The sequence below is a fragment of the Gilliamella sp. X-46 genome, assembly GCF_057063525.1.
Genome location: NZ_JBXSQH010000002.1, coordinates 210,915 through 236,569, shown reverse-complemented (window position 1 = coordinate 236,569; position 25,655 = coordinate 210,915). Strand labels below are relative to the sequence as shown.

The 25,655-nt window shown below is 35.5% G+C and carries 25 protein-coding genes and 3 pseudogenes; 11 read left to right on the top strand and 17 right to left on the bottom strand.

The window, feature by feature from the left end:
• Window positions 1-11: 11 nt before the first annotated feature.
• Window positions 12-1,118, top strand: coding sequence for an alanine/ornithine racemase family PLP-dependent enzyme (locus ACYIAJ_RS03810; protein ID WP_483558531.1), 1,107 nt, complete (start codon window positions 12-14; stop codon window positions 1,116-1,118).
• Between the two features lie 53 nt (window positions 1,119-1,171).
• Window positions 1,172-2,566, top strand: a complete 1,395-nt coding sequence (locus tag ACYIAJ_RS03805) for an amino acid permease (protein WP_483558530.1) — start codon at window positions 1,172-1,174, stop codon at window positions 2,564-2,566.
• 77 nt (window positions 2,567-2,643) lie between these two features.
• Here ACYIAJ_RS03805 and ACYIAJ_RS03800 read toward each other — a convergent pair whose 3' ends face one another.
• The 14 genes and pseudogenes from ACYIAJ_RS03800 to aas all read right to left on the bottom strand — a co-directional run bounded on the left by ACYIAJ_RS03800 (window position 2,644) and on the right by aas (window position 13,513).
• Window positions 2,644-3,246 (bottom strand): MarC family protein, encoded by a 603-nt coding sequence (locus tag ACYIAJ_RS03800; RefSeq protein WP_483558528.1) that lies wholly within the window; start codon window positions 3,244-3,246, stop codon window positions 2,644-2,646.
• A gap of 144 nt (window positions 3,247-3,390) precedes the next feature.
• Window positions 3,391-3,741 carry a 50S ribosomal protein L19 gene (gene rplS / locus ACYIAJ_RS03795; protein ID WP_034900792.1) on the bottom strand — a complete coding sequence of 117 codons (351 nt, stop codon included), beginning with the start codon at window positions 3,739-3,741 and terminating at the stop codon, window positions 3,391-3,393.
• A 33-nt stretch (window positions 3,742-3,774) separates the two neighbouring features.
• A complete protein-coding gene (gene trmD / locus ACYIAJ_RS03790) occupies window positions 3,775-4,527 on the bottom strand; it encodes a tRNA (guanosine(37)-N1)-methyltransferase TrmD (protein WP_483558526.1) in 753 nt (250 codons plus the stop codon).
• 16 nt (window positions 4,528-4,543) lie between these two features.
• A complete protein-coding gene (rimM, locus tag ACYIAJ_RS03785) occupies window positions 4,544-5,074 on the bottom strand; it encodes a ribosome maturation factor RimM (RefSeq protein ID WP_483558525.1) in 531 nt (176 codons plus the stop codon).
• Between the two features lie 22 nt (window positions 5,075-5,096).
• A complete protein-coding gene (gene rpsP / locus ACYIAJ_RS03780) occupies window positions 5,097-5,345 on the bottom strand; it encodes a 30S ribosomal protein S16 (protein ID WP_034900786.1) in 249 nt (82 codons plus the stop codon).
• 226 nt (window positions 5,346-5,571) lie between these two features.
• A pseudogene (locus tag ACYIAJ_RS03775) lies at window positions 5,572-5,646 on the bottom strand (AtuA-related protein); the annotation flags it as partial.
• Between the two features lie 209 nt (window positions 5,647-5,855).
• Complete coding sequence (locus ACYIAJ_RS03770) at window positions 5,856-6,230, bottom strand: DUF956 family protein (RefSeq protein WP_483558522.1); 375 nt, start codon at window positions 6,228-6,230, stop codon at window positions 5,856-5,858.
• Window positions 6,231-6,400: 170 nt separating this feature from the next.
• Window positions 6,401-7,312: a PTS system mannose/fructose/sorbose family transporter subunit IID gene (locus ACYIAJ_RS03765; protein WP_483558521.1), complete on the bottom strand. Its 912-nt coding sequence runs from the start codon at window positions 7,310-7,312 to the stop codon at window positions 6,401-6,403.
• Between the two features lie 16 nt (window positions 7,313-7,328).
• On the bottom strand, window positions 7,329-8,129 hold the full coding sequence (locus ACYIAJ_RS03760) for a PTS mannose/fructose/sorbose transporter subunit IIC (RefSeq protein WP_483558520.1): 801 nt from the start codon (window positions 8,127-8,129) through the stop codon (window positions 7,329-7,331).
• Window positions 8,130-8,149: 20 nt separating this feature from the next.
• A pseudogene (locus tag ACYIAJ_RS03755) lies at window positions 8,150-8,692 on the bottom strand (PTS sugar transporter subunit IIB); the annotation flags it as partial.
• Window positions 8,693-8,748: 56 nt separating this feature from the next.
• Window positions 8,749-9,124, bottom strand: a pseudogene (locus ACYIAJ_RS03750) (PTS sugar transporter subunit IIA); the annotation flags it as partial.
• Window positions 9,125-9,270: 146 nt separating this feature from the next.
• The gene (gene murQ / locus ACYIAJ_RS03745; RefSeq protein WP_483558518.1) at window positions 9,271-10,182 is read right to left on the bottom strand and encodes an N-acetylmuramic acid 6-phosphate etherase; all 912 of its coding nucleotides are present in this window, start codon (window positions 10,180-10,182) and stop codon (window positions 9,271-9,273) included.
• A complete protein-coding gene (gene lplT, locus ACYIAJ_RS03740; protein ID WP_483558516.1) occupies window positions 10,169-11,356 on the bottom strand; it encodes a lysophospholipid transporter LplT in 1,188 nt (395 codons plus the stop codon). Before lplT ends, murQ begins: the two co-directional genes overlap by 14 nt.
• A gap of 15 nt (window positions 11,357-11,371) precedes the next feature.
• Window positions 11,372-13,513 (bottom strand): bifunctional acyl-ACP--phospholipid O-acyltransferase/long-chain-fatty-acid--ACP ligase, encoded by a 2,142-nt coding sequence (aas, locus tag ACYIAJ_RS03735; protein ID WP_483558514.1) that lies wholly within the window; start codon window positions 13,511-13,513, stop codon window positions 11,372-11,374.
• A 188-nt stretch (window positions 13,514-13,701) separates the two neighbouring features.
• Here aas and ACYIAJ_RS03730 point away from each other — a divergent pair, with 188 nt between their 5' ends.
• Window positions 13,702-14,676 (top strand): ornithine cyclodeaminase family protein, encoded by a 975-nt coding sequence (locus tag ACYIAJ_RS03730; RefSeq protein WP_483558512.1) that lies wholly within the window; start codon window positions 13,702-13,704, stop codon window positions 14,674-14,676.
• A gap of 70 nt (window positions 14,677-14,746) precedes the next feature.
• Here ACYIAJ_RS03730 and gpsA read toward each other — a convergent pair whose 3' ends face one another.
• From gpsA to ACYIAJ_RS03715, 3 genes are read right to left on the bottom strand one after another with little or no spacing between them, the layout of a single operon-like run.
• Complete coding sequence (gene gpsA / locus ACYIAJ_RS03725; protein ID WP_483558510.1) at window positions 14,747-15,760, bottom strand: NAD(P)H-dependent glycerol-3-phosphate dehydrogenase; 1,014 nt, start codon at window positions 15,758-15,760, stop codon at window positions 14,747-14,749.
• A 46-nt stretch (window positions 15,761-15,806) separates the two neighbouring features.
• Window positions 15,807-16,283 (bottom strand): protein-export chaperone SecB, encoded by a 477-nt coding sequence (gene secB / locus ACYIAJ_RS03720; RefSeq protein WP_483558508.1) that lies wholly within the window; start codon window positions 16,281-16,283, stop codon window positions 15,807-15,809.
• Between the two features lie 25 nt (window positions 16,284-16,308).
• Window positions 16,309-16,749: a rhodanese-like domain-containing protein gene (locus ACYIAJ_RS03715; RefSeq protein ID WP_483558507.1), complete on the bottom strand. Its 441-nt coding sequence runs from the start codon at window positions 16,747-16,749 to the stop codon at window positions 16,309-16,311.
• A 153-nt stretch (window positions 16,750-16,902) separates the two neighbouring features.
• Between ACYIAJ_RS03715 and ACYIAJ_RS03710 the strand changes: the two genes are divergently transcribed.
• The 8 genes from ACYIAJ_RS03710 (at window position 16,903) to ACYIAJ_RS03675 (ending at window position 25,558) form a co-directional block, all read left to right on the top strand.
• On the top strand, window positions 16,903-17,400 hold the full coding sequence (locus ACYIAJ_RS03710) for a DUF4952 domain-containing protein (protein ID WP_483558717.1): 498 nt from the start codon (window positions 16,903-16,905) through the stop codon (window positions 17,398-17,400).
• Window positions 17,401-17,701: 301 nt separating this feature from the next.
• Window positions 17,702-19,111: a glutamate--ammonia ligase gene (gene glnA, locus ACYIAJ_RS03705; RefSeq protein WP_483558505.1), complete on the top strand. Its 1,410-nt coding sequence runs from the start codon at window positions 17,702-17,704 to the stop codon at window positions 19,109-19,111.
• Between the two features lie 75 nt (window positions 19,112-19,186).
• Window positions 19,187-20,236 carry a nitrogen regulation protein NR(II) gene (gene glnL / locus ACYIAJ_RS03700; RefSeq protein WP_483558503.1) on the top strand — a complete coding sequence of 350 codons (1,050 nt, stop codon included), beginning with the start codon at window positions 19,187-19,189 and terminating at the stop codon, window positions 20,234-20,236.
• 11 nt (window positions 20,237-20,247) lie between these two features.
• Window positions 20,248-21,702 (top strand): nitrogen regulation protein NR(I), encoded by a 1,455-nt coding sequence (gene glnG, locus ACYIAJ_RS03695; protein ID WP_483558501.1) that lies wholly within the window; start codon window positions 20,248-20,250, stop codon window positions 21,700-21,702.
• 221 nt (window positions 21,703-21,923) lie between these two features.
• Window positions 21,924-22,877, top strand: a complete 954-nt coding sequence (locus tag ACYIAJ_RS03690) for a siderophore ABC transporter substrate-binding protein (RefSeq protein ID WP_483558499.1) — start codon at window positions 21,924-21,926, stop codon at window positions 22,875-22,877.
• A gap of 11 nt (window positions 22,878-22,888) precedes the next feature.
• Complete coding sequence (locus ACYIAJ_RS03685) at window positions 22,889-23,845, top strand: ABC transporter permease (RefSeq protein ID WP_483558715.1); 957 nt, start codon at window positions 22,889-22,891, stop codon at window positions 23,843-23,845.
• A complete protein-coding gene (locus ACYIAJ_RS03680; protein WP_483558497.1) occupies window positions 23,835-24,806 on the top strand; it encodes an iron chelate uptake ABC transporter family permease subunit in 972 nt (323 codons plus the stop codon). Before ACYIAJ_RS03685 ends, ACYIAJ_RS03680 begins: the two co-directional genes overlap by 11 nt.
• The gene (locus ACYIAJ_RS03675) at window positions 24,803-25,558 is read left to right on the top strand and encodes an iron ABC transporter ATP-binding protein (protein WP_483558495.1); all 756 of its coding nucleotides are present in this window, start codon (window positions 24,803-24,805) and stop codon (window positions 25,556-25,558) included. The genes ACYIAJ_RS03680 and ACYIAJ_RS03675 overlap by 4 nt, the downstream gene beginning before the upstream one ends.
• Window positions 25,559-25,655 lie beyond the last annotated feature (97 nt).

Sequence of the window (25,655 nt, the reverse complement as noted above, 5' to 3'; positions counted from 1 at the left end):
GGAGTAATTGTATGTACAAACCTATATTAGAAATTGATTTGCGTAAATTAAGAAATAATGCTCGTGTTGAAAAAGAGTTATTAGCTAAACACGGCATTGAAGTGATGGCTGTCAATAAAGTTTTTGATGGCTGCATAGAAACCGCCAAAGCTGTGCTTGACGGCGGTATTGATGTGATTGCCGAATCAAGAACTTACAATTTAAAAAAATTGAAAGAAGCTTTAAATTGTAAAACATGTTTATTGCGTAGTCCTTGTTTAAGTGAAATTAGTGATGTGGTTAAATATGCTGATATTAGCTTAAATAGCGAAAAACAAGTTATTCAAGCACTTTCTGATGAAGCGGTTAAGCAACAAAAAGTTCATCAAGTTTTACTGATGGTAGATATGGGAGATTTACGAGAAGGAATTTGGTTTGAACATATTGATGAAATTATTGATACGGTTAAATTAATTCTTTCTTTACCAGGTGTTGAGCTCTATGGGCTTGGCACCAATTTTAACTGCTATGGTACCGTTTTACCAACAGTAAAAAATGGAGTAGACTTTTTACATATTGCGCGTAAAGTAGAAGAGTCTTGTAATATTAAAATTAAATATTTATCGGCGGGTAATTGTACAAGCTATCATTTATTAGATAAAGGTATTTGGCCTGAAGGGTTGAATCATTTAAGAATAGGTGGATTGCATGAGTTTGGTATTGAGTATGTAGATATGAAATATCTTGATGAATTTCATCATTCAAACAAGCCTGTTGATAAAGCATGTAGTAATTTATATAAATTATATGCGCAAGTTATTGAGGTTAATAGCAAGCCAACGGTTCCTGTTGGTGAGTTAGGTGTAGATGCATTTTTAAACAGTAAAACGTTTGTTGATAACGGTACACGCAAACGAGCACTTCTTGCCTTTGGACGGCAAGATGTACCAGCTGAAAGCTGCGTACCTATCAATGATAAGATTACTGTTTTAGGGCAAACGAGTGATCATACTATTGTTGACATCGAAGATGTTTCTGAAACATTACATGTCGGTGATACGATCGGTTTTGAACTTGATTATACCGCTTTACTTATGGCTTGCCAAACAAATGGTGTAGAAAAACGGTTTATTTATTAATTGTGTTAGCTGCTGGGCAACCAGCAGTTTTTATTGATTATTAGGCGGTTTACATGACAACATCAGAATCACAAGAAAACCCTTATCCCAGTAGTTTAAAGAAAAACTTAAAAAATCGTCATCTTTTGATGATTTCTTTAGGTGGTTCGATTGGTACTGGGTTATTTATCGGTATCGCATCTCCACTTAGTACGGTTGGGCCATTAGGAACTATTATCGCCTATTTAATGGCAGGCTGCATAATGCTTTCAACTATGTTATGTTTAGGCGAGCTTTCTTGTGCATTCCCTCATGCAGGCTCTTTTCAACATTATGCGTTAATGTTTATACCCAATCCAATTTGGAGTTATACAATAGGTTGGTTATATTGGTTAAGTTGGGTGTTATCTATGGCTGCCGATTTGACTGCAGCATCAATGATCGCTAACCAAGTTTTTCCTTCCATTCCTATCTATCTTTTTAGCCTTTTCATTTTAGTTATCATTACGTCAGTGCATTTAATTTCGGTTCGTGCATTTGGCGAAAGTGAGTATTGTTTTTCAACGATCAAAGTATTTGCGATTATTGCTTTTATTTGTATTGGTGTTTATTTACTTTATCATCAATATACCCAAACACAGGTATTGCCAACATTCAGAACAGAGAGTGGGTGGTTTCCCAATGGTTTTTTTTCAATTTTTGTTTGTATGACTATTGTGACTTACTCATTTCAAGGCATCGAATTAATTGGGAATGCTGCAGGTGAAGCGCAATCTCCTCAATCAGTATTACCTAAAATTATTACTGGCGTTGCTTTTCGTGTTATTTTATTTTATGTTTTAGCTATTGCCGTTTTAGCCCTTGTTTACCCATATGGAACAGTACATGATGAAATTAGCCCATTTGTATGGGTATTTAATCAAGCTGGAATTACATTTGCTTCGTATATGATGCTTTTTGTCATTTTTTGTGCAGCTATATCTGCAGCCAACTCAGCAATTTACGCTAGTTCAAGAATGTTATGGTCTATGGCTCAAGATAATTTAGCACCAAAATATTTTTCAGAAGTCAATCAACGAGGTGTGCCAACAAAAGGTATATTATTTATTGCTATTATTGCATTAGTCTCTTTGTTTTCTAAGTACATTGCAGCAGAAAAGCTTTATATTTATTTAGTCGCAAGTACTGGCCAAGTTGGGTGCTTTGCGTGGATTATTATTGCTTGGTGCCAGTATCAATTTCGTCACGGGGTGAATAGTGGTAAATATCCTAAGGAGATGATTAAGTTCAAATCACCATTGTTTCCTTGGCTTGCTGTCATTTCTATTATTATGAATATTGTTATTATTGTTGGAGTGTGGTTTGGTGAGTCGGGTTACTTTATTTTGTTGTCAGAAGTGGTATTAGTTATCGCTATTCTTATCTCTTACTTTTTTTATAAAAAGCGAAATCCAATTAAAAGTTATTAATGTAATTTGTATGTAATCACCTAGCAATATTATTTAAGTGTGATTACATACAATCAGTTTTGAATTATTTTGTTTGGTTATTTTAAAAAGGCGGATATTCCCGTAAATACAACTTGTGCGGCAATGGCTGATATGAGTAATCCTGTTAGTTTTGATAGAATCGCAATGCCTGTATTTTTTAATACTTTTGCAATACTTTTGGCGCATAACAGCATAATGTAAATACCCATTGAGGCAACAAATAGTGAAATAGCACCAACCGTATTTGATACAATTCCAATTGAGCTTGTTCCCATAACGATGATGGTACCAATAGATGCAGGCCCCATACATAGTGGGATAGCAAGTGGGACAACGCTAATATCATCATCACTGTTAATTTTGTTTTTTTCTGGCGAATCGTTCATAAGTGCAACTGCGGTGATAAATAATAATGCTCCTGAACCAATGCGAAATGCATCAAGAGTAAAGCCGAAAACGCTAAACATGGTGTTACCAAAAAAGAATAGTACAATACCAATGATAAAAACAGAACAAGATGTTTTGAGTGCAGTTTTGCGTCGTAGCTGTTCATCATATTGTTTGGTGCCACTTAAAAATGCACTCAAGACAGCAGGCGGCGTCATTAATGCAAATAATTTTACTGTTGTGGACAAAATAGCAAAAATATAGTCAATCATAGCTTATCTTTTATATTAATTTTTTTAACTACGTTAATTTGTCAACGTTATTGCTGCGTTGACATTATTTTTATCATATATAAAAACGGTCACCATAAAGGTGACCATCTTAATCTGATATTTTTATTGATAGCCAATAAAAAATTAGTTAAGGCGCTCTTTAATTCGAGCTGCTTTACCACGAAGTTCGCGTAAGTAGTAAAGTTTAGCTTGACGTACTTGACCACGACGTTTCACAGTAATTGAATCAACAATTGGTGAGTGAGTTTGAAATACTCGTTCAACACCTTCGCCATTCGAAATTTTACGTACTGTAAATGCAGAATGTAAACCACGATTACGAATCGCAATGACGACACCTTCATAAGCTTGAAGACGTTTTTTATTACCTTCAACAACCCATACTTTTACTTCAACCGTGTCACCAGGGCGAAAAGACGGGATGTCTTTTTTCATTTGTTCTTGTTCTAATTGCTGAATAATTGCATTTTTCATAATGTTATCTCTTATGCTAGTTACACTGAAATATTAATCGCTTTGTTTATTACTGTATTCATGTTTAAATTCAGCAAGTAAACATTGCTCTTCATCAGTCAGAGCTAGATTTGCAAGAAGATCTTCTCTTCTTAACCAAGTTCGTCCTAGTGATTGTTTTAATCGCCAACGACGAATCGCTTCATGGTGACCAGACATTAACACATCAGGCACCGCCATTCCATCTAACACCTCAGGCCGAGTATAGTGTGGACAATCAAGTAAACCGTTAGCAAAAGAGTCTTCTTCTGCTGATGATTGATGATTTAATACACCAGGAATAAACCTTGCAAGTGCATCAATCATTGTCATCGCCGGTAATTCACCGCCACTTAACACGTAATCCCCAATTGACCATTCTTCATCAATTTCGGTTTGGATAACGCGTTCATCTATGCCTTCGTATCGTCCACAAATTAAAATTAATTTTTCATTTTGGGACAATTCGCAAACACCTTGTTGGTTTAATTTGCGCCCTTGTGGGGAAAGATAGATTACTTTTGTATCGTCCCCAGCTACTGCTTTTGCCGCATGAATTGCATCTTTTAGTGGTTGTACCATCATTAACATGCCTGGACCGCCACCATAAGGTCTGTCATCAACAGTCTTATGCTTGTCATGCGCAAAATCGCGCGGGTTCCAATAATCTATTGTTAACAGTCCGTTTTTAACTGCTCGACCAGTCACACCATAACAGGTAATGGCTTGAAACATTTCGGGAAAAAGGCTAATAATGCCAATCCACATAGCTTTACCTTACCGATTAAAAAGCAGGATCCCAATCGACCACAATCGTTTTTGTTGTTAAATCTACTTGTTTAATAAATTGATCTTCAACAAAAGGAATCAAACGTTCTGTTGCTCCAAATGCATCTTTTAGATTTGCTTTAACGACCAATACATCATTAGAGCCGGTTTCCATTAAGTCTGTTACCAGACCTAAATCATAACCGTTAATTGTTTTAACTCGACAATCAATGAGATCTTTCCAATAAAAATCACCATTGCTAAGCGCTGGTAATTTTTCTGCATCAACAAATACTTCAGCATTGGTTAATGTATTAGCCTGATCACGATCATCAATGCCTTTGAGTTTCACAATCATGTCATGATTATGCGGTTTAAAGCTTTCTACGATTACTTCTTGCCATTGTCCAGCACGCTGGATATACCAAGGGGTGTAATCAAAAATGTTATCTGGAAATTCTGTAAACGAAAAAATCCTGAGCCACCCACGAATGCCGTAGCTTGAACCAAGTTTACCAACAACAATGAGATTCTCAGTATTCATCATTACAGGACTATTAATTACTAAATTAAGCAGCTTTTTGTGCTTGTTTGATCAATGCGTTAACACGATCAGAAACTGTTGCACCTAAACCAACCCAATGATTTACGCGATCAAGATCTAAACGTAATTCTTCTGCTTTACCTTGTGCAATTGGATTAAAAAAGCCAACGCGCTCAATAAAACGACCATCACGTGGGTTACGGCTATCAGTGACAACTACTTGATAAAAAGGGCGCTTTTTAGAGCCACCACGAGCTAAACGAATAGTTACCATAACATCCTCTTAAATTAAAAAATAATCTTTTTTCTGCCCAACACGGACAAAATCAAAGCCCCAGAATTATACTCTTTCTAGCAAAAAGTGCAATGGCTGTTTCTTATCAATACCGGTAGTAGCTTAAAAAGTATATTTATTGAAAAATAGAATAAATAAACATCCCAACAACTGACCTTGTCGGGATTTTTAAGTCCTAATATCCAATGTAAATATAGGAAAAGCGTTATTCTATATCCATCAATGTAGCACTAAGGCCTTTACCATGCATATCAAGAGCTAAAGAGCATGTAATGCAACCACTTAATGCTTCATAACTACAGGGTTAACGTTGTTCTAGTTTGAACATGGGAATATTGCTATTATCCTCTTTAAATGCCTTTCATTAAAGTGGGTAGTATATTTGATTAGGAAAAAAGAAAGGCAATTATCTTAACAAGCCGAAAACACGTTATAATCTTATTAAGAATAATCATATTAATGATTAATCAATAATTTTTTATGTATACATTATTTTTTTGTTTTTTTCTTTATAAAAGCCCGTTTTAAGACATCAAAGAAACCAAGTGATCTGACCATTTTTTGCCCGTCAACATAAACTCGAATGGCTTTTAATACTTTTTTGGGCTCTTTAGATGCAAAGGTAAAAGTTCCATTTTTCTTTGTCTGAATTGAATAACGGGGAATCCATTTGCCACCCAATAGTACTGATGCAACAACATAATCGATTTCATTCCACGGTATTTGAATATATTTGCGAGGGTCATGCTGGTGGTAAAATTCAAAGGCTTTGTCACCAATCATAATGTTGCCATACTCTGAAAAACCAACGAAAGCAGTTGCTTGAATGGTTAAGTCTACTTTAGTGTTTAATGATTGAGCCATTATTATCCATAAGTAAGTTTGTGTTTTGTAAATTATACTACTATTTAAACCATAAAGTGGGTTGAAAATAGCTACTTTATTGAGGTTTTATAAAAAAGATGACGATATATAAAAAGCACTATATATAAAAATATAGTGCTTTTTAAGAAAATTTTATAAAACGTTATGTTTTATAAAAGGCCAATTACATGGCCAACGACACCAACAATAAATAATCCAAGGATAATTAAAATTGGTGATACTTTTTTGCGAAGTAGCCACATACATAAGAAAGTTAATAGTAATGGTACTAACCCTGGTATCAACTGATCCAAGTTATTTTGTAAGGTGGTGACCTTTTCTTGGGTTAGTGATAATCCGCTTTGCATTTGTTGTAACGCTTTTTGAATGCCTTCTGCGCCTATTGGTAATGTATTCCAATCAATAAATGCACCTTTATCTAATTTTACAGTCGAGACAATAGGTTGGAATTTTATTGATACCCACCTTTGTACTAAGGCAGCGAGGATAAACATCCCTAAAATAGAGGCTCCTTTAGTAATTTTTTGCAGTAAACCGCCCGATAAATTATCAGTAATTTTAGAACCTGTACGGTAACCAAATTCTTGGGTATACCACATAAAGGAACATCGAATAATATTCCATAATAAAAAGAATAAAATAGGGCCAATGTAATCACCAGTTATTGCTAGTGAAGCACCCAGAGCTCCAAGCATTGGTCGAACGGTAAACCAGAATACAGGATCACCAACTCCCGCTAATGGTCCCATCATTCCCACTTTTACCCCTTGAATAGCAACATCATCAACGGCTGCTCCATTGGCTCGTTCTTCTTCAAGAGCAAGTGTTACGCCTAGCACTGGGGAAGCTAAATATGGGTGGGTATTAAAAAATTCTAAGTGGCGTTTTAGTGCCGCTGAACGATCTTCTTTAGTAGTATATAATTTTTTGATAGCAGGAATCATTGAATAAACCCAACCACCATTTTGCATACGTTCATAATTCCAAGAACCTTGAAGGAAAGTTGAACGCCAAGCAACTGCTAAACGATCTTTTTTACTTAATTGAATTCTATCAGTCATTTTTTTCTCCAAGTTTCTAGTAATCATTTAAAATGTCATCAAGTGGGTCACCTTTACTGCCACCATTTGATGAATTGCCGCGTTCAGAAAGATTGAGATAAATCAATGCTAATGCAATACCTAATGCACCAAGTGCAATTAGCGTAAGTTGTGATATGGCCGCTACCACAAAACCAATAATGAAAAATGGCCATACTTCGCGGTTTGCCATCATGTTGATTACCATTGCATAACCGACAGCAACAACCATTCCACCACCAATAGCCATTCCCGTTGTTAGCCATTCAGGCATTGCTTCTAGTGCGCCTTTGACGGCTTCAGCAGGAATAAAGAGTAATGCTGCTGCTGGAATTGCGATTCTTAAACCTTGTAAACAGATACCTAAAATTTGTAATGATTCAATTTTTCGGAAATTGCCTTCTTCTGCTGCTGTATCCATCATATGCACTAACGGGACGGCAATGGTTCGAACTACCATAGTTAAAAATAGCCCTGCAACTGCTAAAGGAATAGCAATAGCAATGGCGGTAGATACACCAGCAACGCCTTGTCCACCTAATACTAAAATAATAGACGAAGCAATAGAGGCAAGCGCTGCATCCGGAGCAACAGCTGCACCAATATTAGCCCAACCAAGTGCTATCATTTGCAATGAACCACCTAGTACAACGCCAGCTTCTAAATTACCTGTTACTAGTCCAATTAACGAACAAGCAACTAAAGGTTGATGGAATTGGAACTGATCTAAGATGCCTTCCATTCCTGCTAAAAAGGCGATAACTATCACCAAAATAATAGCAACAATTGATAATGTCATAATATAACCCCTTAAATAAACTAATTTTTTTGTTCAGCTAATTCTTCTTTCGCTTTTTTTAGCAATTCGTCCATATTGCTATTAGAATCGTTAGGTACTTTGCGAACATCAAATTTCACATTTTTTGCTTTCAATTTTTCAAATGTTTTAACATCTTCAGCATTCATTGATAGTACTTTATTTACCATAACTTTACCTACTGAATGTGCCATTGAACCTACATTAATAACATTAATATCGACACCGCCTTCTATAGTTCTTAGTACATCTTCTGGGTTTTCAAATAGTAATAATGCCTTGGTATTACCAAAACGAGGATCGTGAGAAACCTCAATAATTTTTTTGATAGGAACGACATTCGCTTTTACACCAGGAGGTGCGGCTTCTTCAATGAGTTTTTTTCTTAACTCATCTTTGGATACTGAATCAGAAACAACGATAATACGATTAGGGTTGGTTGATTTAGTCCAAGCTGTAGCAACTTGCCCATGCAATAAGCGAGAATCTATACGTGCTAATACAATTTTCATTTTTCCATTACCCAGTACAGTGCCTTCTGGAATGGTTGATGATTGTTTAGTTGATTGAGTGTTGGCAGTTGGTGTGGCGACTGTTGTGCGTACGCCTTCTTTGGCTGGTTCAATAATTGCTGCTGCAATTTCTTTTGCTGTTTCCATCGAAAATCGAGAAGAATAAGCTTCAATTAGCATGGGTAGATTTAACCCTGCTACAATAGCCCAATTACTATGTTCTCCGCACAAATTGTTAGCTTGATTAAATGGTGTTCCCCCCCATAAATCGACTAAAAAAAGTATTTCATCTTGATTATCAAATGTAGCTATTGCTTCAAGCATTCGTTCTTTCAAACTTTCTGGACTATCACTTGGATGCAAGGTAACTGCTTTAACATTTTCTTGCTCTCCAAATATCATTGTTCCTGATTGTAGAATACCTTCTGCAAACTCACCATGAGTTGCAAGGATAATTCCAACCATATAACTACCTCCTAATTTTTATATTAATTACATAATATAAAGCCTATAAAATAAAAATACCTAGTTATTTTACACTACAAATAAACTAAGAAATATGTGTTTATTACATTTTGGTAAAAAAATTAAGCTTTTATTGTTCATTAAAGCTAATCTTGTTTGTTTTGTAATGCTTGGCGAATAAAACCATGTTCTTTTATAATTTTTTGTTTGGCCTGTTCTGCATTTATATCTAAAAGAATCATTAAAATGGCAATTTTACAGTGTTTTTTACTTTGGTTTAATGCTTGAATAGCAACTTCCCGACTACAATCAGTGGCTTGCATGACTATTGATATTTGTCGTTCAATGAGTTTTGCATTGGTTGCTTCAACATCGACCATGAGATTGCCGTACACTTTGCCTATTTTAATCATGCTGGCTGTGGTTAGCATATTTAGCACTAATTTTTGTGCAGTTCCGGCTTTCATTCTTGATGATCCAGTAATTACTTCAGCACCGACAATAGGGGTGATTGCTATATCTGCTATGTTGATCATCGGGGCTTTAAGATTGCAGCATAAACTGATGACAGTGGCTCCGATTGATTTGGCATATTTCATACCGCCTATGACATAAGGGGTGCGCCCACTAGCTGCTATGCCGACTAAAATGTCATTTGCGCTAAAATGGATATTTTTTAAGTCATTAACTGCTAATTCAGGGGTGTCCTCGGCATTTTCAACTGCTTTAAAAATAGCTTGTTTTCCCCCAGCAATTAACCCAATAACTTGTTCATGTGGGGTGCCATAAGTTGGTGGGCATTCACTTGCATCTAAAATACCTAATCGACCAGAAGTCCCTGCACCGATATAGATTAATCGCCCTTTATTTGAAAACCTTTGACTAATTGCATCAACAGCTTTTGCTATGTTTACTAGCTCCTTTTCAACAGCAAGCGCGACTTGCTTATCTTCATTATTGATGATTTGAAGTATTTCCAACGTTGAACAGTCGTCTATTTTTTCACTATTAGGATTACGACTTTCAGTTAACATACCAGATAGGTTAATTTGTTGCATTTTTTCTTAATCCTAACCATAACAAAAATATCACTATAGCAAATAAACTACCAAAGCCAACACCGATAGTAATAACTGATAATTTCTTGTATATAGCTAATGCATAAAGTCCTAGCATTAGCATCATTGCCGTATATTCGCTTAAGTTTTGTACCGAAATGATACTGCCAGCACCGACTAAATCTTTACCTATTTTTTGAATAAAAGCATTCAATGGTACTAAAAAGAAGCCACCTAATGCCCCAATGACAATAAGTAAAATATAAGATGCAATGATATTGCTTTGCAATGTGAAGGCGATTACTGCTATGCCCATCATTATCCCTGCTGGAATGCAACGTAACGTGTTCTTGATTGAAATAAATGTACTTGCCAGCCCGGCTCCAATAACAATGCCGATAGCGACAATCGCGTTTAGATTTGTTGGTGTTGCATTGTCGTGTATGTTTAAAATAGCAGGAACCCAACTAATTAACAAAAAGCGTAAAGTAATACCCGCTCCCCAAAATAAACTAGTACCTAATAATGTGAATAAGACATGCTCATCGGTGAAGATAATTTTAATTGTGTTTGCAAAATCTTTTATCATACCCATAAATTGCCATGGAATATTTTGTCGTGCGGCAGGTAATTTAGGAATAAAAAGGTTAGCAATAATGGCTAGCCCATACATTAATACACAAATCAATATAGATATGCTTACATTAAGATCGGCAATATGACCACCCGCTAGCGAGCCAAGTAAAATTGCCGCAATGGTTGATGCTTCAATTAAACCATTTGCTTTAACCAAATTATCGCCCGTGGTGAGTTCGCCTAGAATACCATATTTAGCTGGAGAGTATGCCGCTGCACCTACCCCAACTAAAAAATATCCAGCAAAAGGACTAATGTTTAAACAGATACAACCAGCACCGAGTAATTTTATACTATTTGAAATCATCATAGCCTTGCCTTTTGACATGCTGTCGGCAAATTGACCAACAAAAGGGGAAAGAATGATGAATGGCAGCACAAAACTAATTTGTAATACTGATTGGTTCCAAGCTGGATAATGTAGATTTTTTATGAGAGCAAGGATAGCAAAAAAGATGGCGTTATCGGCAAATGCTGAAAAAAACTGCGCCAGCATGGTTGCGACCATGCCTTTGCTTAAAAGAGAATATTGATTCATGTGGTATCCTTTTATTTATTCGTCAGCCATTTTTCGTAGTGTAATAAAGTCGATTTTACCTGTACCAAGTAGTGGTAATTCTTTAACTACACGAATATCACGAGGAATAGCTAATGCAGGAATACCAAGTTCTTGAGACACTTGGTTAAGTTGCTCTCGATTTAATTTGGTCGAAGTAGTAAATAAAACAATAGCTTCTCCTTTTGCTGCATCGGCTTTAACTGTTGCGCCGTGCATGGCATCAATGTCGACTTTTTTTGCCAAGGCTTCAACACTTTCTAATGAAACCATCTCTCCCGCAATTTTAGCAAATCGTTTTAAGCGCCCTTTAATTGTGACAAAGCCTTCGTTATCAATAGCAACGATATCGCCGGTGTCATACCAACCTTTTTCTGATTGTCCATGTTCATCGATTGCAATTGGTTCTTCAAGTTTGCCTGGATTTTCAACACGTAAATAGCCTTTCATCACATTAGGGCCTTTAACTTGCAATTGACCGCCATCACTAATACCTGGAACATGAATTAATCTTGATGTCATACCTGGCAATAATCGACCTACTGTACCGGATTTAAACGCCATTGGGACATTAAGTGCCACTACGGGCGCACACTCAGTAACACCATAGCCTTCTAAAATACGGATACCATATTTATCTTTCCATTGCTCACGTACTGTGTCTGATAATTTTTCTGCCCCAGCAACAACATAGCGTAAACGCATAAAATCATATGGATGTGCGTAACGAGCATAGTTTGCTAAGAAAGTCGGCGTACCAAATAAGACAGTGCAATTTTGATCATAAATTATTTCAGGCACCATACGATAATGTAATGGATTTGGATATAAAAATGTGCGGCTACCAGAAAACAGCGGTAAAAACAATCCAGCAGTAATACCAAAAGCATGGAATAACGGTAGTGCAGACATAAAGCGATCGGCTGGCGTTGGATCAATAACGGTTCGAATTTGCTCAACATTAGCAAGCAAGCTACCATGACTATGGGCAACACCTTTAGGATTACCTTCTGAACCCGATGTAAACAAGACGAGAGCTTCGTCATCACTTGATTGAGAGCGTTTAACCAAACGAGGGATATACTGATGAACTGCGACATAAAGTTTATCTGTAAGAGTTAAACTGTTACGTAAATCTTCAAGAAAACACCATTTAACATCTTTTATTTGTTCAAGGAGATGATCAAGCTTTCCTTTTTGAATAAATTTTCGTGAAGTAATGATAGTTTTAATTTCAGCAGCTGCAATTGCACAAGTCAGCCCTTTGGTACCAGCAGTATAATTGAGCATAGCTGGAATTCGGTTTTTAACCGATAAACCAAAAATTGTCGCAACGGTAATGGTTGCATTAGGTAATAAGACGCCAACACGTTCTTTTTTCTGAGTGATTTTAGCGACAATACAGCTAACACCAATGATTTGTTTTAATAAATTACGATAAGATGCTTCATGAGTTGTCGGATCTTGGACCATTCGCGATTTGACACCATAGCGGACTTGCGCTTCAAGCAAAGCTTCAAATAGCGTTAATTTGGGGCGGCTTGCCATACGCGCATTCATCATAATTTGATGAAGTTTTTCTCCTGCAATATAACGTCTTTCACTAGCCTTAGGCGCATCAGGCATAGCTATAGATGTCGGCTCAAGCACATGAATGGTTATTTTAGGAAATAAACGACGTTTAAATAATCCTTTTAAACGACTGGTTAAAGTAAATTCAGCTCCTTCAATCCAGACAGGTACAATTGTTGCTTGAGAACGGGCTGCAACAAAAGCAGCACCATCATAAATTTTCATTAATGAGCCAGTTACAGTAATTCTTCCCTCAGGGAATATGACTATTGGGCGGCCTTTTTCAACTTCGCGAACTAATCGCTTAATTGCCATTGGGCTCAATGGATCCATAGGCACAAAATCAACATAATGCTTTGCTAAACGGACCAACCAGTGATTAATATAGCCAGCATAAATAGCAAATACTGGTCTTACAGGTAAAAACATGCCGATTAGGATACCATCGAGGAAAGATACATGGTTAGGAGTGATAAGAAGTCTATCTTGCTTTAAATTGTCAAGATTGCCATGAATTTTGACATGGAATAAAAACTTTAAAAAAAATTTTAATATTTTAAATAACATCTGATTTCTCAATTATCGTACAAAATTGTACTCTGTAATAATAGTGAAAATATATAAAATATACAAGGAGGTGTGTTTTTTAATATAAAACAAATTGTTAGAATTTAATTAATAATGATTCTTGATTTAAAAAATAGATAATGGATACTAACTATAAAATAAATATAAAAAGCAATTAAGGAACAAAAATGCTCATTTTAACAGCTAAAGATATTGAACAGTTTTATACAATGAAAGATGCGATAGCAGCAGATAAGCAAGCTTTAAAAATTTATACACAAGGGAACTGTGATGTGCCATTGCGAATCAATTTTGATATGCAAAAAGGCCAATGTTTGTTTATGCCAGCACATATTAAAGGTAGTGATGTTGTGGGTATCAAAATTGTTTCAGTTTTTCCTGAAAATTCTAAGTTAGGCAAGCCATCAGTACCTGCTCAAGTTTTAATGTTAGATCCACAAACAGGTGAAGTTTGTGCCATGTTAGATGGTACTTTTGTAACCCAGCTTCGTACAGGGGCTGTTCAAGGTGCGGCAACTGATTTATTGGCGCGTAAAAATGCTAGTCGTGCAGTGTTGATTGGTACTGGTGGGCAGGCGATATCCCAACTGGAAGCGATGCTAACTGTGCGTTCACTGACTGATGTTGCTATTTTTGATATTGATACTCAAAAAGCAAAACAATTTACGAATGATATGAAACAACGTTTCGCTCATTTTTCGACTAATCTTTATTTTTCACAAAATTTGGATGAAGACATTAGTCAAGCCGATATCATTACTTCGGTTACAACATCAAAAGTTGTTACGTTTAATGGTGATAAAGTAAAATCCGGTACACATATTAACGGTGTCGGTGCTTATACACCAGAGATGCACGAAATTCCGAAGAGCATTGTTGAAAAAGCTAATATTCGAGTGCTTGATACCAAAGAGGGGGTGTTTGCTGAAGCAGGTGATATTATTGATCCAATTAAACAAAAATTAGTATCGGAAGATGATTTTTTAGAGTTAGGAGATTTAGTGCTAGATCCAACTCAATGTCGCCAAAATAATCAACAAATTACTTTATTTAAAACGGTTGGAACTGCAGTATTAGATGTGTATATTGGTTACGATATCTATCTTAAAGCCAAAGAAAAAGGAATTGGCACATATTTATAGTAATTACTTGTGGGATTAAGGTGCTTTTTTGTCAAAAAATTTCAGGTAGCTAAGCTTTTTTAGTATAAAACTAGCTTTTTAGTTCTGCTTTTTGTGAACGCCCAAGTAATGCCATTGCTGCTTGTTTTGGATCTTTATTCTCATAAAGGATTTGATAAATTTGTTCCGTGATCGGCATATCAACATGATATTTTTGAGCTAGTAGCCAGACTTCTTTGGTGTTATTACGACCTTCGACAACTTGAGCAATAGCATCTTGGGCTTCCTGAATTGATTTATTTTGACCAAGTAAAATTCCAAAACGGCGATTACGGGATTGATTATCTGTACAGGTTAAAACGAGATCGCCCAGCCCAGCCATCCCCATAAAAGTTGCAGGATCTGCACCTAATGCAGCTCCTAATCGCATCATCTCAGCAAGGCCACGGGTAATTAATGCTGTTCTAGCATTGGCACCAAAACCAAGACCATCAGATAATCCAGCACCAATGGCTATAACATTTTTGATTGCACCACCAAGTTGTACTCCAATAAAATCTCTGCTGCTATAAACACGGAAACTTTTACTACAATGGAATAGATGTTGTAATTCTGTTAAGAAGTTCTTATCCGTTGAGGCAACAGTTACTGCTGTGGGTAATCCTGACGCCACTTCTTTGGCAAACGTTGGACCAGAAATAACGGCTAATGAAATTTGATTGCCTAAAATTTCTCTTGCGACATCTTGCAATAATCGACCGGTATTGACCTCAAGTCCTTTTGTTGCCCAGACTATTTTAGAATCTTGCCGTAAAAATGGTTTGATTTGAGTTAAAATACTTGCAAAAGCGTGACTTGGTACCACAATAAGTAAAATAGATGCAGCTGAAACTGCTGTTTTTAAATCGCTTTCAATTTGTAGCAAATCAGGAAAAGGAATATCAGGTAAAAATTGTTTATTTTGCCTATCATGCTGCAAAATGACCATTTTATCAGGGTTATGACCCCATAATAGAGTTGAGTGGCCATTTCGTGCCAGTAAAATAGCTAAAGAGGTTCCGTAAGATCCTGCGCCAATTACTGTAACTGCAGCATTTTTTTTCATAATAATCCAATAAACTTATCGTTAACTAACTAAAATATAATAATTATTATTGTAATGTTTCAGTAGATTTGGCTTGTTGTTGCTGTTGTTGAAGATAATTAATAAATAATGCTTCAAAATTTACTGGCTCTAAATTTATTTGAGGGAATGTCCCTTTATTGACTAAACTAGAAATGACCTCACGTGCGTAAGGGAATAAGATGTTTGGACAATAGGCACCTACACAATGTTGAATTTGACCTTCATCAAATCCGATAAGTGAAAAGATACCCGCTTGAGTCACTTCACAAATATATACTACTTCGTCTTGTTGTTTTACTGTTACAGTGACGCGAAGCGCAACTTCATACACATTTTCGCTTAGCCCTTGTGAAGATGAATTTAATTCAATATTTAATTCTGGTTGCCATTGTTTTGTAAAAATTTCAGGAACATTATTAGTTTCAAATGAAATATCTTTAGTATAAATACGTTGAATAGAAAACTGTGTTTCAGGTTGTTGTGTATTGTTTTGTTCTGTCATGATAACACCTTATTTTAAAATTATATTATTTTCTAACTAATGGTAAATTTTCGCCATTCCATCCAGCAATGCCATCTTTTAAAGCATGCACATGTAAAAAACCTTGTTTGACCAGTGACTCACCAATGCCAACGGATGATAGGCCATTTTCATCAATTAAAATGATGGGAATTTCTTTAAATTTTTCAATTGATTTTGCACTCGCGTTTTTTATATCTATCGGTAAAATATTATAAGATTCAGTAACATGACCTTTTTTAAAACTATCACTAGATCGAATATCAATAATAACCGCGTTTTGTTTGTTGATCATATGAATAGCTTGCACATTATTTATAATTTGGACCTTAGATAATTTACTTTTAATTGTTAATACAATGATTGCAATAAATAAAACGATCCAACCTAATGAAAGCAAAAGATGATTTTTTATAAAAGGTATAATTTCGAGTGTAATAAATTCCATACTTGTATGATTACCTAATTTTTTCAATTTTAAGGTGAGATTATAACGATAATGCGTAATGAAATATAGTGCCAATAATTGAAAAATTGTTTTATAGTGAATTGTTTTATTTTAAAAGGTTATAAAATGTGTTGGATATAAGGAAAAATTTTGATGCAATTTAGAGTGCCTATCTTACTATTTTTATTATTTTTTTTTGTTTCTTCTGTGATTGCTAATGGTAATTACGATGTAGTTTTAGAGCAAGTTAGTGGTGAAAAACATGCTTCACTTATTGAACCTTCGAGTTATGATCCAGATTTGACTTGCCGTGATTTTTTACGTGAATTTGATGATGCTGCACCGGATTATTTTCAATATGAACGTTGTGATGTTGATGATTATGGGCAAACAAGATCGATTGAAGCCATTTATAAAATAGAAGGAAAAGATGCAAAACAAGCTCAAGAGTATTTAACTCAGAAAATGGGAATGACTGAACTAAAGTTGGTTTGTTGCCATTGGGAAATGGGCGGTCAGAATGTAACGATAATTAATCCAAAAGATAATATGTACTATTATGTTGTATTGGTTTCAGAAGAAACCGTTGAACATGATCAGGATAAGGTAACATTTTACTTAATTGTCTCTGGTGATAGATCTCCAGTGTAGTTTTGGGAGTATTATTCGGCAAGTGATCTGCAGCGTGGTAATTTATCATCAATTCAAGTGTAAATATTGTCGATTTAGACGATTAAACGATTGTGGAAGTATGATGAATTATTTTGGTGCATTAAGTTGGTGCTTATCTAACCATTATGGTGCAACATTAAGATCTATGTTACTATTTGTGATGCTTGCTTCATGAATGCACCGTTGAAAAATTGGCATTATATTTGCATAGGTTATAACAGTTTGGCAAAAATGCCTTGAAAACTGAACAATTATTATTTGTCCTTAATGGAGAAGATACATGTCTACACAAAAAGTTTTAACACTAATTAAAGAAAACGACGTTAAGTTTGTTGATTTACGTTTTACTGATACTAAAGGTAAAGAACAACACGTGACAATTCCTGTTAGTCAAATAGATGCCGATTTTTTTGAAGATGGCAAGATGTTCGACGGTTCATCCATTGCTGGGTGGAAAGGGATTAATGAGTCAGATATGGTGTTAATGCCTGATGCTTCAACAGCCGTAATCGATCCATTTTTTGAAGATACAACGTTAAACCTTCGTTGTGATGTATTAGAGCCAGCAACTTTACAAGGGTATGATCGTGACCCTCGTTCAATCGCTAAACGTGCCGAAGAGTATCTAAAATCATCGGGTATTGCTGATACTGTGATTTTTGGGCCTGAACCGGAATTCTTCTTATTTGATGATGTTCGTTTTGGTTCACCAATGTCTGGTAGTTTTGTGCATATCGATGATATTGAAGCGGCTTGGAACTCTGGTACAAAATATGAAGAAGGTAATAAAGCGCATCGTCCAGGCGTGAAAGGTGGATATTTCCCACTTCCACCAGTTGATTCATCGCAAGATATCCGTTCTGAAATGTGTTTAATTATGGAGCAGCTTGGCTTAGTGGTTGAAGCTCACCATCATGAAGTTGCAACTGCGGGTCAAAACGAAATTGCATGTCGCTTTAATACGCTAACTAAAAAAGCTGATGAAGTGCAAATCTATAAATATGTCGTACAAAATGTGGCTCACGCTTATGGTAAAACAGCGACATTTATGCCAAAACCAATGTTTGGTGATAATGGTTCTGGTATGCACTGTCACCAATCATTAGCGAAAGATGGTGTAAATTTATTCGCTGGGGATAAATATGCAGGTCTTTCAGAAATGGCATTATTCTATATTGGTGGTATTATCAAACATGCTAAAGCCATCAATGCATTTACTAATCCTGCAACTAACTCTTATAAACGTCTGGTACCGGGCTATGAAGCACCAGTTATGCTTGCTTATTCTGCACGTAACCGTTCTGCATCAATTCGTATTCCTGTTGTGACTAACCCTAAAGCTCGTCGTATTGAGGTTCGCTTCCCAGATCCAGCAGGTAACCCGTACTTATCATTTGCTGCGCAGTTAATGGCTGGTTTAGATGGTATTATTAATAAAATTCACCCTGGCGATGCGATGGATAAAAACTTATACGATTTACCACCAGAGGAATCTAAATTAATTCCTCAAGTTGCAGGTTCGCTTGAAGAGGCACTTAATGCATTAGATGCAGATCGTGAGTTTTTAACACGTGGTAATGTCTTTACTAATGATACTATTGATGCATACATTGATTTAAAACGCCAAGATGTTGATCGTGTACGTATGACGCCACATCCGGTTGAATTTGAATTGTACTATAGCTTATAAATTATTTTTTATATAACTTAGTGTGTTACCCACCGCTTATTAGCGGTGGTTTCTAATCAGGACGGAAATCCAACGATGACATTTAATAATGAATCTGATGCTAATCTTGTTCTTGATTCTATGATTACAAGTATTTTATTACTTGATACAAAGCTCAATATTCTCTATGCCAATACCGCTGCACAGCAGTTATTAGCACAAAGCTCTAAAAAATTATTAGAAAGTTACTTTCCTGATTTATTGGGGTATTTTTCTTTAGATATTAATTTGATGCTCAGTGCATTAGCTCAAAATCAAGGTTTTACAGATAATGAAGTTAATTTAGTTATTAATAATGAATTACATATTTTATCGTTGACAGCTCAGCTGTTAGTTAATGGTCGAATTTTGATTGAAATGGCACCGTTAAATAATCATAAACGCCTTAGCCAAGAACAATTACAACAAGCTCAACAAAGTGCCGCTCGTGAATTAGTTCGAGGACTTGCTCATGAAATTAAAAATCCATTAGGTGGGCTCAGAGGTGCAGCTCAGTTATTATCACGAGAGTTACCTAAAAATGAATTGCAAGATTATACAAAAATCATTATTGAACAAGCAGATAGATTACGTAATCTTGTAGATAGATTATTAGGTCCGCAACAACGGTTGCAACAAAAAGAACAAAGCATTTACCAAGCAATAGAGCGTATCTATGCTTTGCTGTGTTTGGAAAAGCCCATCAATATTGAAATTTTACGTGATTATGATCCAAGCTTACCCGATTTTATTCATGACTCTGAACAAATAGAACAAGTAATTTTGAATATTGTTCGCAATGCTTTGCGGGCTATTGGTTCGAATACTGGCACAATTACCATTAGGACAAGAACAGCTTTCCAAGTTACTTTACATGGACAACGTTATCGGTTATGCGCTCGTATTGATATCGAAGATACGGGACCAGGTGTGCCAGTTCATATACAAGATACTTTATTTTACCCTATGGTGAGTGGGTATAAAGATGGTACAGGTATTGGGCTTTCGATTGCTCATAATATTGTTGATCAACATTGCGGTAAAATTGAATTTAATAGTTGGCCTGGGCATACAGTGTTTTCTGTCTATTTGCCAATTAAGCAGTGAGGTAAATTAAAATGAATGTTTGGATTGTTGATGATGATAGTTCAATTCGTTGGGTATTAGAAAAAGCATTAACTCATGCCAATTTCAAGTGTGTCAGCTTTTCAACTGGTCAAGATGTGATGGATGCTTTGATCACTTATGCTGAAAAGCCAGCGGTATTAATATCAGACATCAAAATGCCTGGGATTGATGGTTTAACATTGCTCCACTATGTTAAAGAAAAATTACCTCATTTACCTGTTATTATTATGACTGCACATTCGGATCTTGATGCGGCAGTAAATGCCTATCAAAAAGGTGCTTACGATTATATCCCAAAACCCTTTGATGTGGATGAAGTTATACAACTGGTTGAGCGTGCAATTTCACAAACTCAAAGCAATAAAACCAGCAATAATACAACAGCAAAAGCATCAACAGGTATTATTGGTGAAGCACCTTCAATGCAAGAGGTCTTTCGTATTATTGGACGATTATCTAAATCGTCAATCAGTGTATTAATTAATGGTGAATCAGGGACTGGTAAAGAATTAGTTGCTAAAGCACTACACACCCACAGCCCTCGTTCACAATCCCCTTTTATTGCATTGAATATGGCGGCGATTCCTAAAGAGCTGATTGAATCTGAGCTTTTTGGGCATGAAAAAGGCGCATTTACAGGTGCTGCTCAAATTAGACATGGGCGTTTTGAACAGGCTAATGGTGGTACTTTATTTTTGGACGAAATTGGTGATATGCCACTTGATGTTCAAACCCGATTATTAAGGGTGCTTGCCGATGGGCAGTTTTATCGTATTGGTGGCTATTCTCCCGTTAAAGTTGATGTGCGTATTATTGCCGCTACACATCAAGATTTAGATGCAAGAGTCAGGGAAGGCAAATTTAGAGAAGACTTGTTTCATCGTTTAAATGTTATTCGTATATTACTTCCACCTTTACGCGATAGAGCGCAAGATATTCCAAAACTTGCTGAACATTTTTTACATACAACGGCAAAAGAGCTTGGAGTAGAAAGTAAAATACTAAGCTTAGAAGCATTAGATGTATTATGCCAATTTAATTGGCCTGGTAATGTCCGACAGCTTGAAAACACCTGTCGTTGGGTTACAGTAATGTCTTCAAATAAAGAGGTTTTTGTTAAAGATTTACCTCCAGAGTTGTTGCAGTTATCAACAACTAAAACCATTGCTACAAATGAACATATTACATTATCTGCTAGTCACTTACCACAACAACAAACAGATTGGAAAATGTCACTAGAACAATGGGCAAAACAAGCGCTTACAAGTGGCCAAACGGGCATTTTAACTGAAGTAATGCACGATGTTGAATGTATCTTATTAAAGAGTGCGCTCAATTTTACACGGGGACATAAACAAGATGCTGCTCATCTATTAGGATGGGGACGTAATACATTAACTCGTAAGCTTAAAGATTTATCAATTAATCCAAATCAGGAATTCTAACTATTGATATTCACTATGCTACCGAAATAAATCGGTAGCTTTTAGTCTGGTTATTATCGTTTTACTTCTATTTAGTCTGTCTTTTATTGCATATTATGGTTTTAAACACTTAAAGTTCATTGAACCTTATATCTTTTTTAGTTACAATCTTAATGTAAATGATAATTATTATAATTTATCGTTTTGTTGATTTTTATTTAGGCTGATAATTAGGAGTTATAATGTATTCATATATCAAAGCTAAATCCGTAGTTTTACTTACGGTATTACTTGTTTTAGTTGGATGTGACAATAAAAAAGAACAGCAACCATCTGTAAAAACGGTTACCATTGAACATTCTCAAGGCAAAACTGAAGTACCTGACAACCCTAAAAAAGTTGTTGTTTTTAATACAGCAACGCTTGATATTATGGATGCATTAAATATTCCTGTTACAGCAGTGCCTCAATCAGACGTACATTTCCCAACTTTCTTATCCAAATATGACAGTAAAAAATACACTAATGTGGGTACTTTATTTGAACCAAATTATGAGGTTTTAAGTTCTATTCAGCCTGATATTATTATTGCTGGTGGTCGAGCCAATGATGCTTATAATAAATTAAATGATATCGCGCCAACGATTTCGTTAGATATTGATTACAACAATTTTTTAGGAAGCATAACGCAAAGAACCCAACAATTAGGTGATATTTTTCATAGGCAAAATGAAGCTAATAAGTTATTGGCTGATTTTAATCAAAAAATAGAACAACTAAAACAAAAAACAAGCACGGCAGGAAGTGCATTAGTTATCATGGTTAATGGTGGCAAAATGTCTGCTTATAGTGAAAAATCTCGTTTTGGTTTTGTATTTGATGTATTAGGATTCAAACCAGCCACAACTTTCCAAGAAGCAGGACGCCACGGTAATGCTGTGACTTCGGAATTTATCTTAAGTGTTAATCCAGAATGGTTATTTGTTTTAGATAGAGATAATGCAATTGGTAATAAAGAAGCACAATCAGCACAGCAAGTATTGAATAATGAATTAATTCAAAAAACCTCAGCATGGCAGCACAATCATATTGTTTACTTAGATTCAACATCGATCTATATTTCTGGCGGTATTCAAACTTATAGCCATTTAATGGATCAAATAGGTGTTGCTTTGCAAACTGAACCAGCTCATTAATGTAAAGCATGATTAAATCTTTTTATTTTATTGCAGGCATTTTCATTTTATTGATCATGACTGCAATAAGTTTGTTTATTGGTGCTGGGAATGTGACGCCATTGGATTTATGGTCTGATAGCAACATGTGCGAAATTTTCTTTGTTAGCCGTGTACCTAGAACGGTTGCTTTATTATTAGCAGGTAGTGCCATGAGTGTTGCTGGCTTAATAATGCAACTATTAACTCAAAATCGATTTGTTGAACCCTCTTTAGTTGGCACGACGCAATCAGCGAGTCTTGGTTTATTAATTATGATGGTGTTAGCTCCTAGCGCAAGTGTTATGACTAAAATGACTGTTGCCAGCTTATTTGCAATGGTTGGTACGATGGTTTTTATGATAATTTCTCGTAAAATCATTTTTAAATCAGCATTGATGGTGCCTCTTGTTGGTATTATGTTAGGGGCTGTTATTAGCGCTGTTACTACATTTTTTGCTATGTATTTTGATTTGCTACAATCACTAGGAGGATGGGAATCCGGTGATTTTTCTGGTATTTTGCAAGGTCGTTATGAATTATTATGGTTAGTCGGCGGATTAACGCTACTTGCTTGTTGGAGTGCTGATCAATTTACCGTTGTTGGCTTAGGTCGAGATTTTTCCATCAATGTTGGGCTTAATTATCGTAGAGTTATGTTGACAGGACTCATTGTTATTGCATTAATCGGTGGTATTGTCGTTGTTGTGGTCGGTGTTTTACCCTTTCTTGGATTAATTGTACCAAATATTGTCAGCTTATTATTTGGTGATAATGTTCGTAAAACCATTCCATGGATCTGTTTGTTTGGTAGTGGGCTGGTTTTAATTTGCGATATCATTGGACGAATAATTCGCTATCCTTTTGAAATTCCTGTGAGTGTTATTCTTGGCGTAGTCGGTGCTATTATTTTTTTAATCTTATTGAGTCGAAAACGCCATGTTAATTAATCAAAAACGTTATCTTTCAAGTCAAAAAAGAGTCTTTTGGTTATTTATAATTGCGTTAATTTGTATTACTTGCTTTATGACGATAGGCCTTAAAGGTAATATTAGCTATATTTTGATGCATCGAACTTGGATTATGCTGACGATGATTTTAGTTGCTTTTTCGGCAGCAACATCAACATTGCTTTTCCAAACTGTCACGAACAACCGAATATTAACTCCTTCTATTATGGGGTTTGAATCGCTGTTTGTATTAATACAAACTCTTGTGATCTTTTTTATTGATACACAAGGTATTCCCTATATTGGTATGGTTGGTAGATTCATCTTTGAATCACTTTTATTAGTCTTATTTTCATTATTTTTGTATCGAGGATTATTTACTAAGCTAAAGCAAAATTTACATTTGGTATTATTAATTGGTATTATTTTAGGAACATTATTCCGCAGTTTATCTAATCTATTACAGCGTTTAATGACACCGTCTGAGTTTGCGATATTACAAAGCCGCATTTTTGCAACCTTTACCCGTGCCGAACCGATATTGATCGTCTTTTCATTAGTGATTATTGTTATCATCGGTTTGTTTTTATGGATAATGCGATATCAGTTTGATGTTTTGGCTTTAGGGCGTGATAATGCGATAAATTTAGGTATTGATTACCAAAAAAGTATTACGATTATTTTATTGTTAGTCTCTGTTTTGGTCTCAATATCTACAGCATTAGTTGGACCTTTTACTTTCTTAGGGCTTTTAATTGCTAATTTAGCTTATAGTGTTAGTGGATCAAGCAAACATCGTTTTTTACTTCCTACTGCTTTTTTATTAGGTGTTATTTTTCTTGTTGGCGGGCAGATGTTCTTAGAGCGGATATTAAATATGGTTGGTGCATTATCTATTGTGATTGAATTTATTGGCGGTTCATTGTTTATCTTCTTATTATTGAAAAAGGTGCCGATGTGATAGAAATTAATAATATTAGTAAAAACTATCAAACAATACCTGTATTAAAAAACGTCAACGCGACAATTTCAAAAGGTGGCATTACTGCAATCATTGGTCCAAATGGAGCAGGTAAATCGACATTATTATCGATCATAAGTCGACTTTTATCTGCTGATAAAGGGCAAGTTAAAATTCAAAATATGGATGTTGTGAACACACCAAGTGATAAGTTGGCCACCTATTTATCCGTATTAAGACAAGAGAATCGTTTTACTAGCAGATTAACTGTTTTTGAATTAGTTGGATTTGGGCGTTACCCTTATAGCAAAGGGCGATTAACTGCTGATGATTATGAATATATCCACCGAGCTCTTGATTTTTTAGATCTTACGCAATATAAAGATCGCTTTTTAGATGAGCTTTCTGGTGGGCAAAGGCAACGTGCTTATGTTGCCATGGTGTTATGCCAAGATACGGAATATGTATTACTTGACGAACCACTCAATAACCTTGATATGAAACATGCTGTCGCAATGATGAAGCAATTACGCCGTGCTGCCGATGAGCTAGGTAAAACAATTGTGATCGTTATTCATGATATTAACTTTGCATCCGTCTATTCAGACTATATTTTAGCCATGAAAAATGGAGAACTGGTATATCAAGGTAACCCACAACAGATTATGGATGCTATTATTTTAGAAGATATATTTGATACACCGGTCAAAATTGAAAATGTTCATGATCAAAATATTGCTATTTATTACTAATGATTAATACGTTTATTATTATGGATATGATTTAGATATTAACTAAATTTTATTTTTTGGAGATTAATCATTTTTATCTTTAGGCTTTTTTATAAAA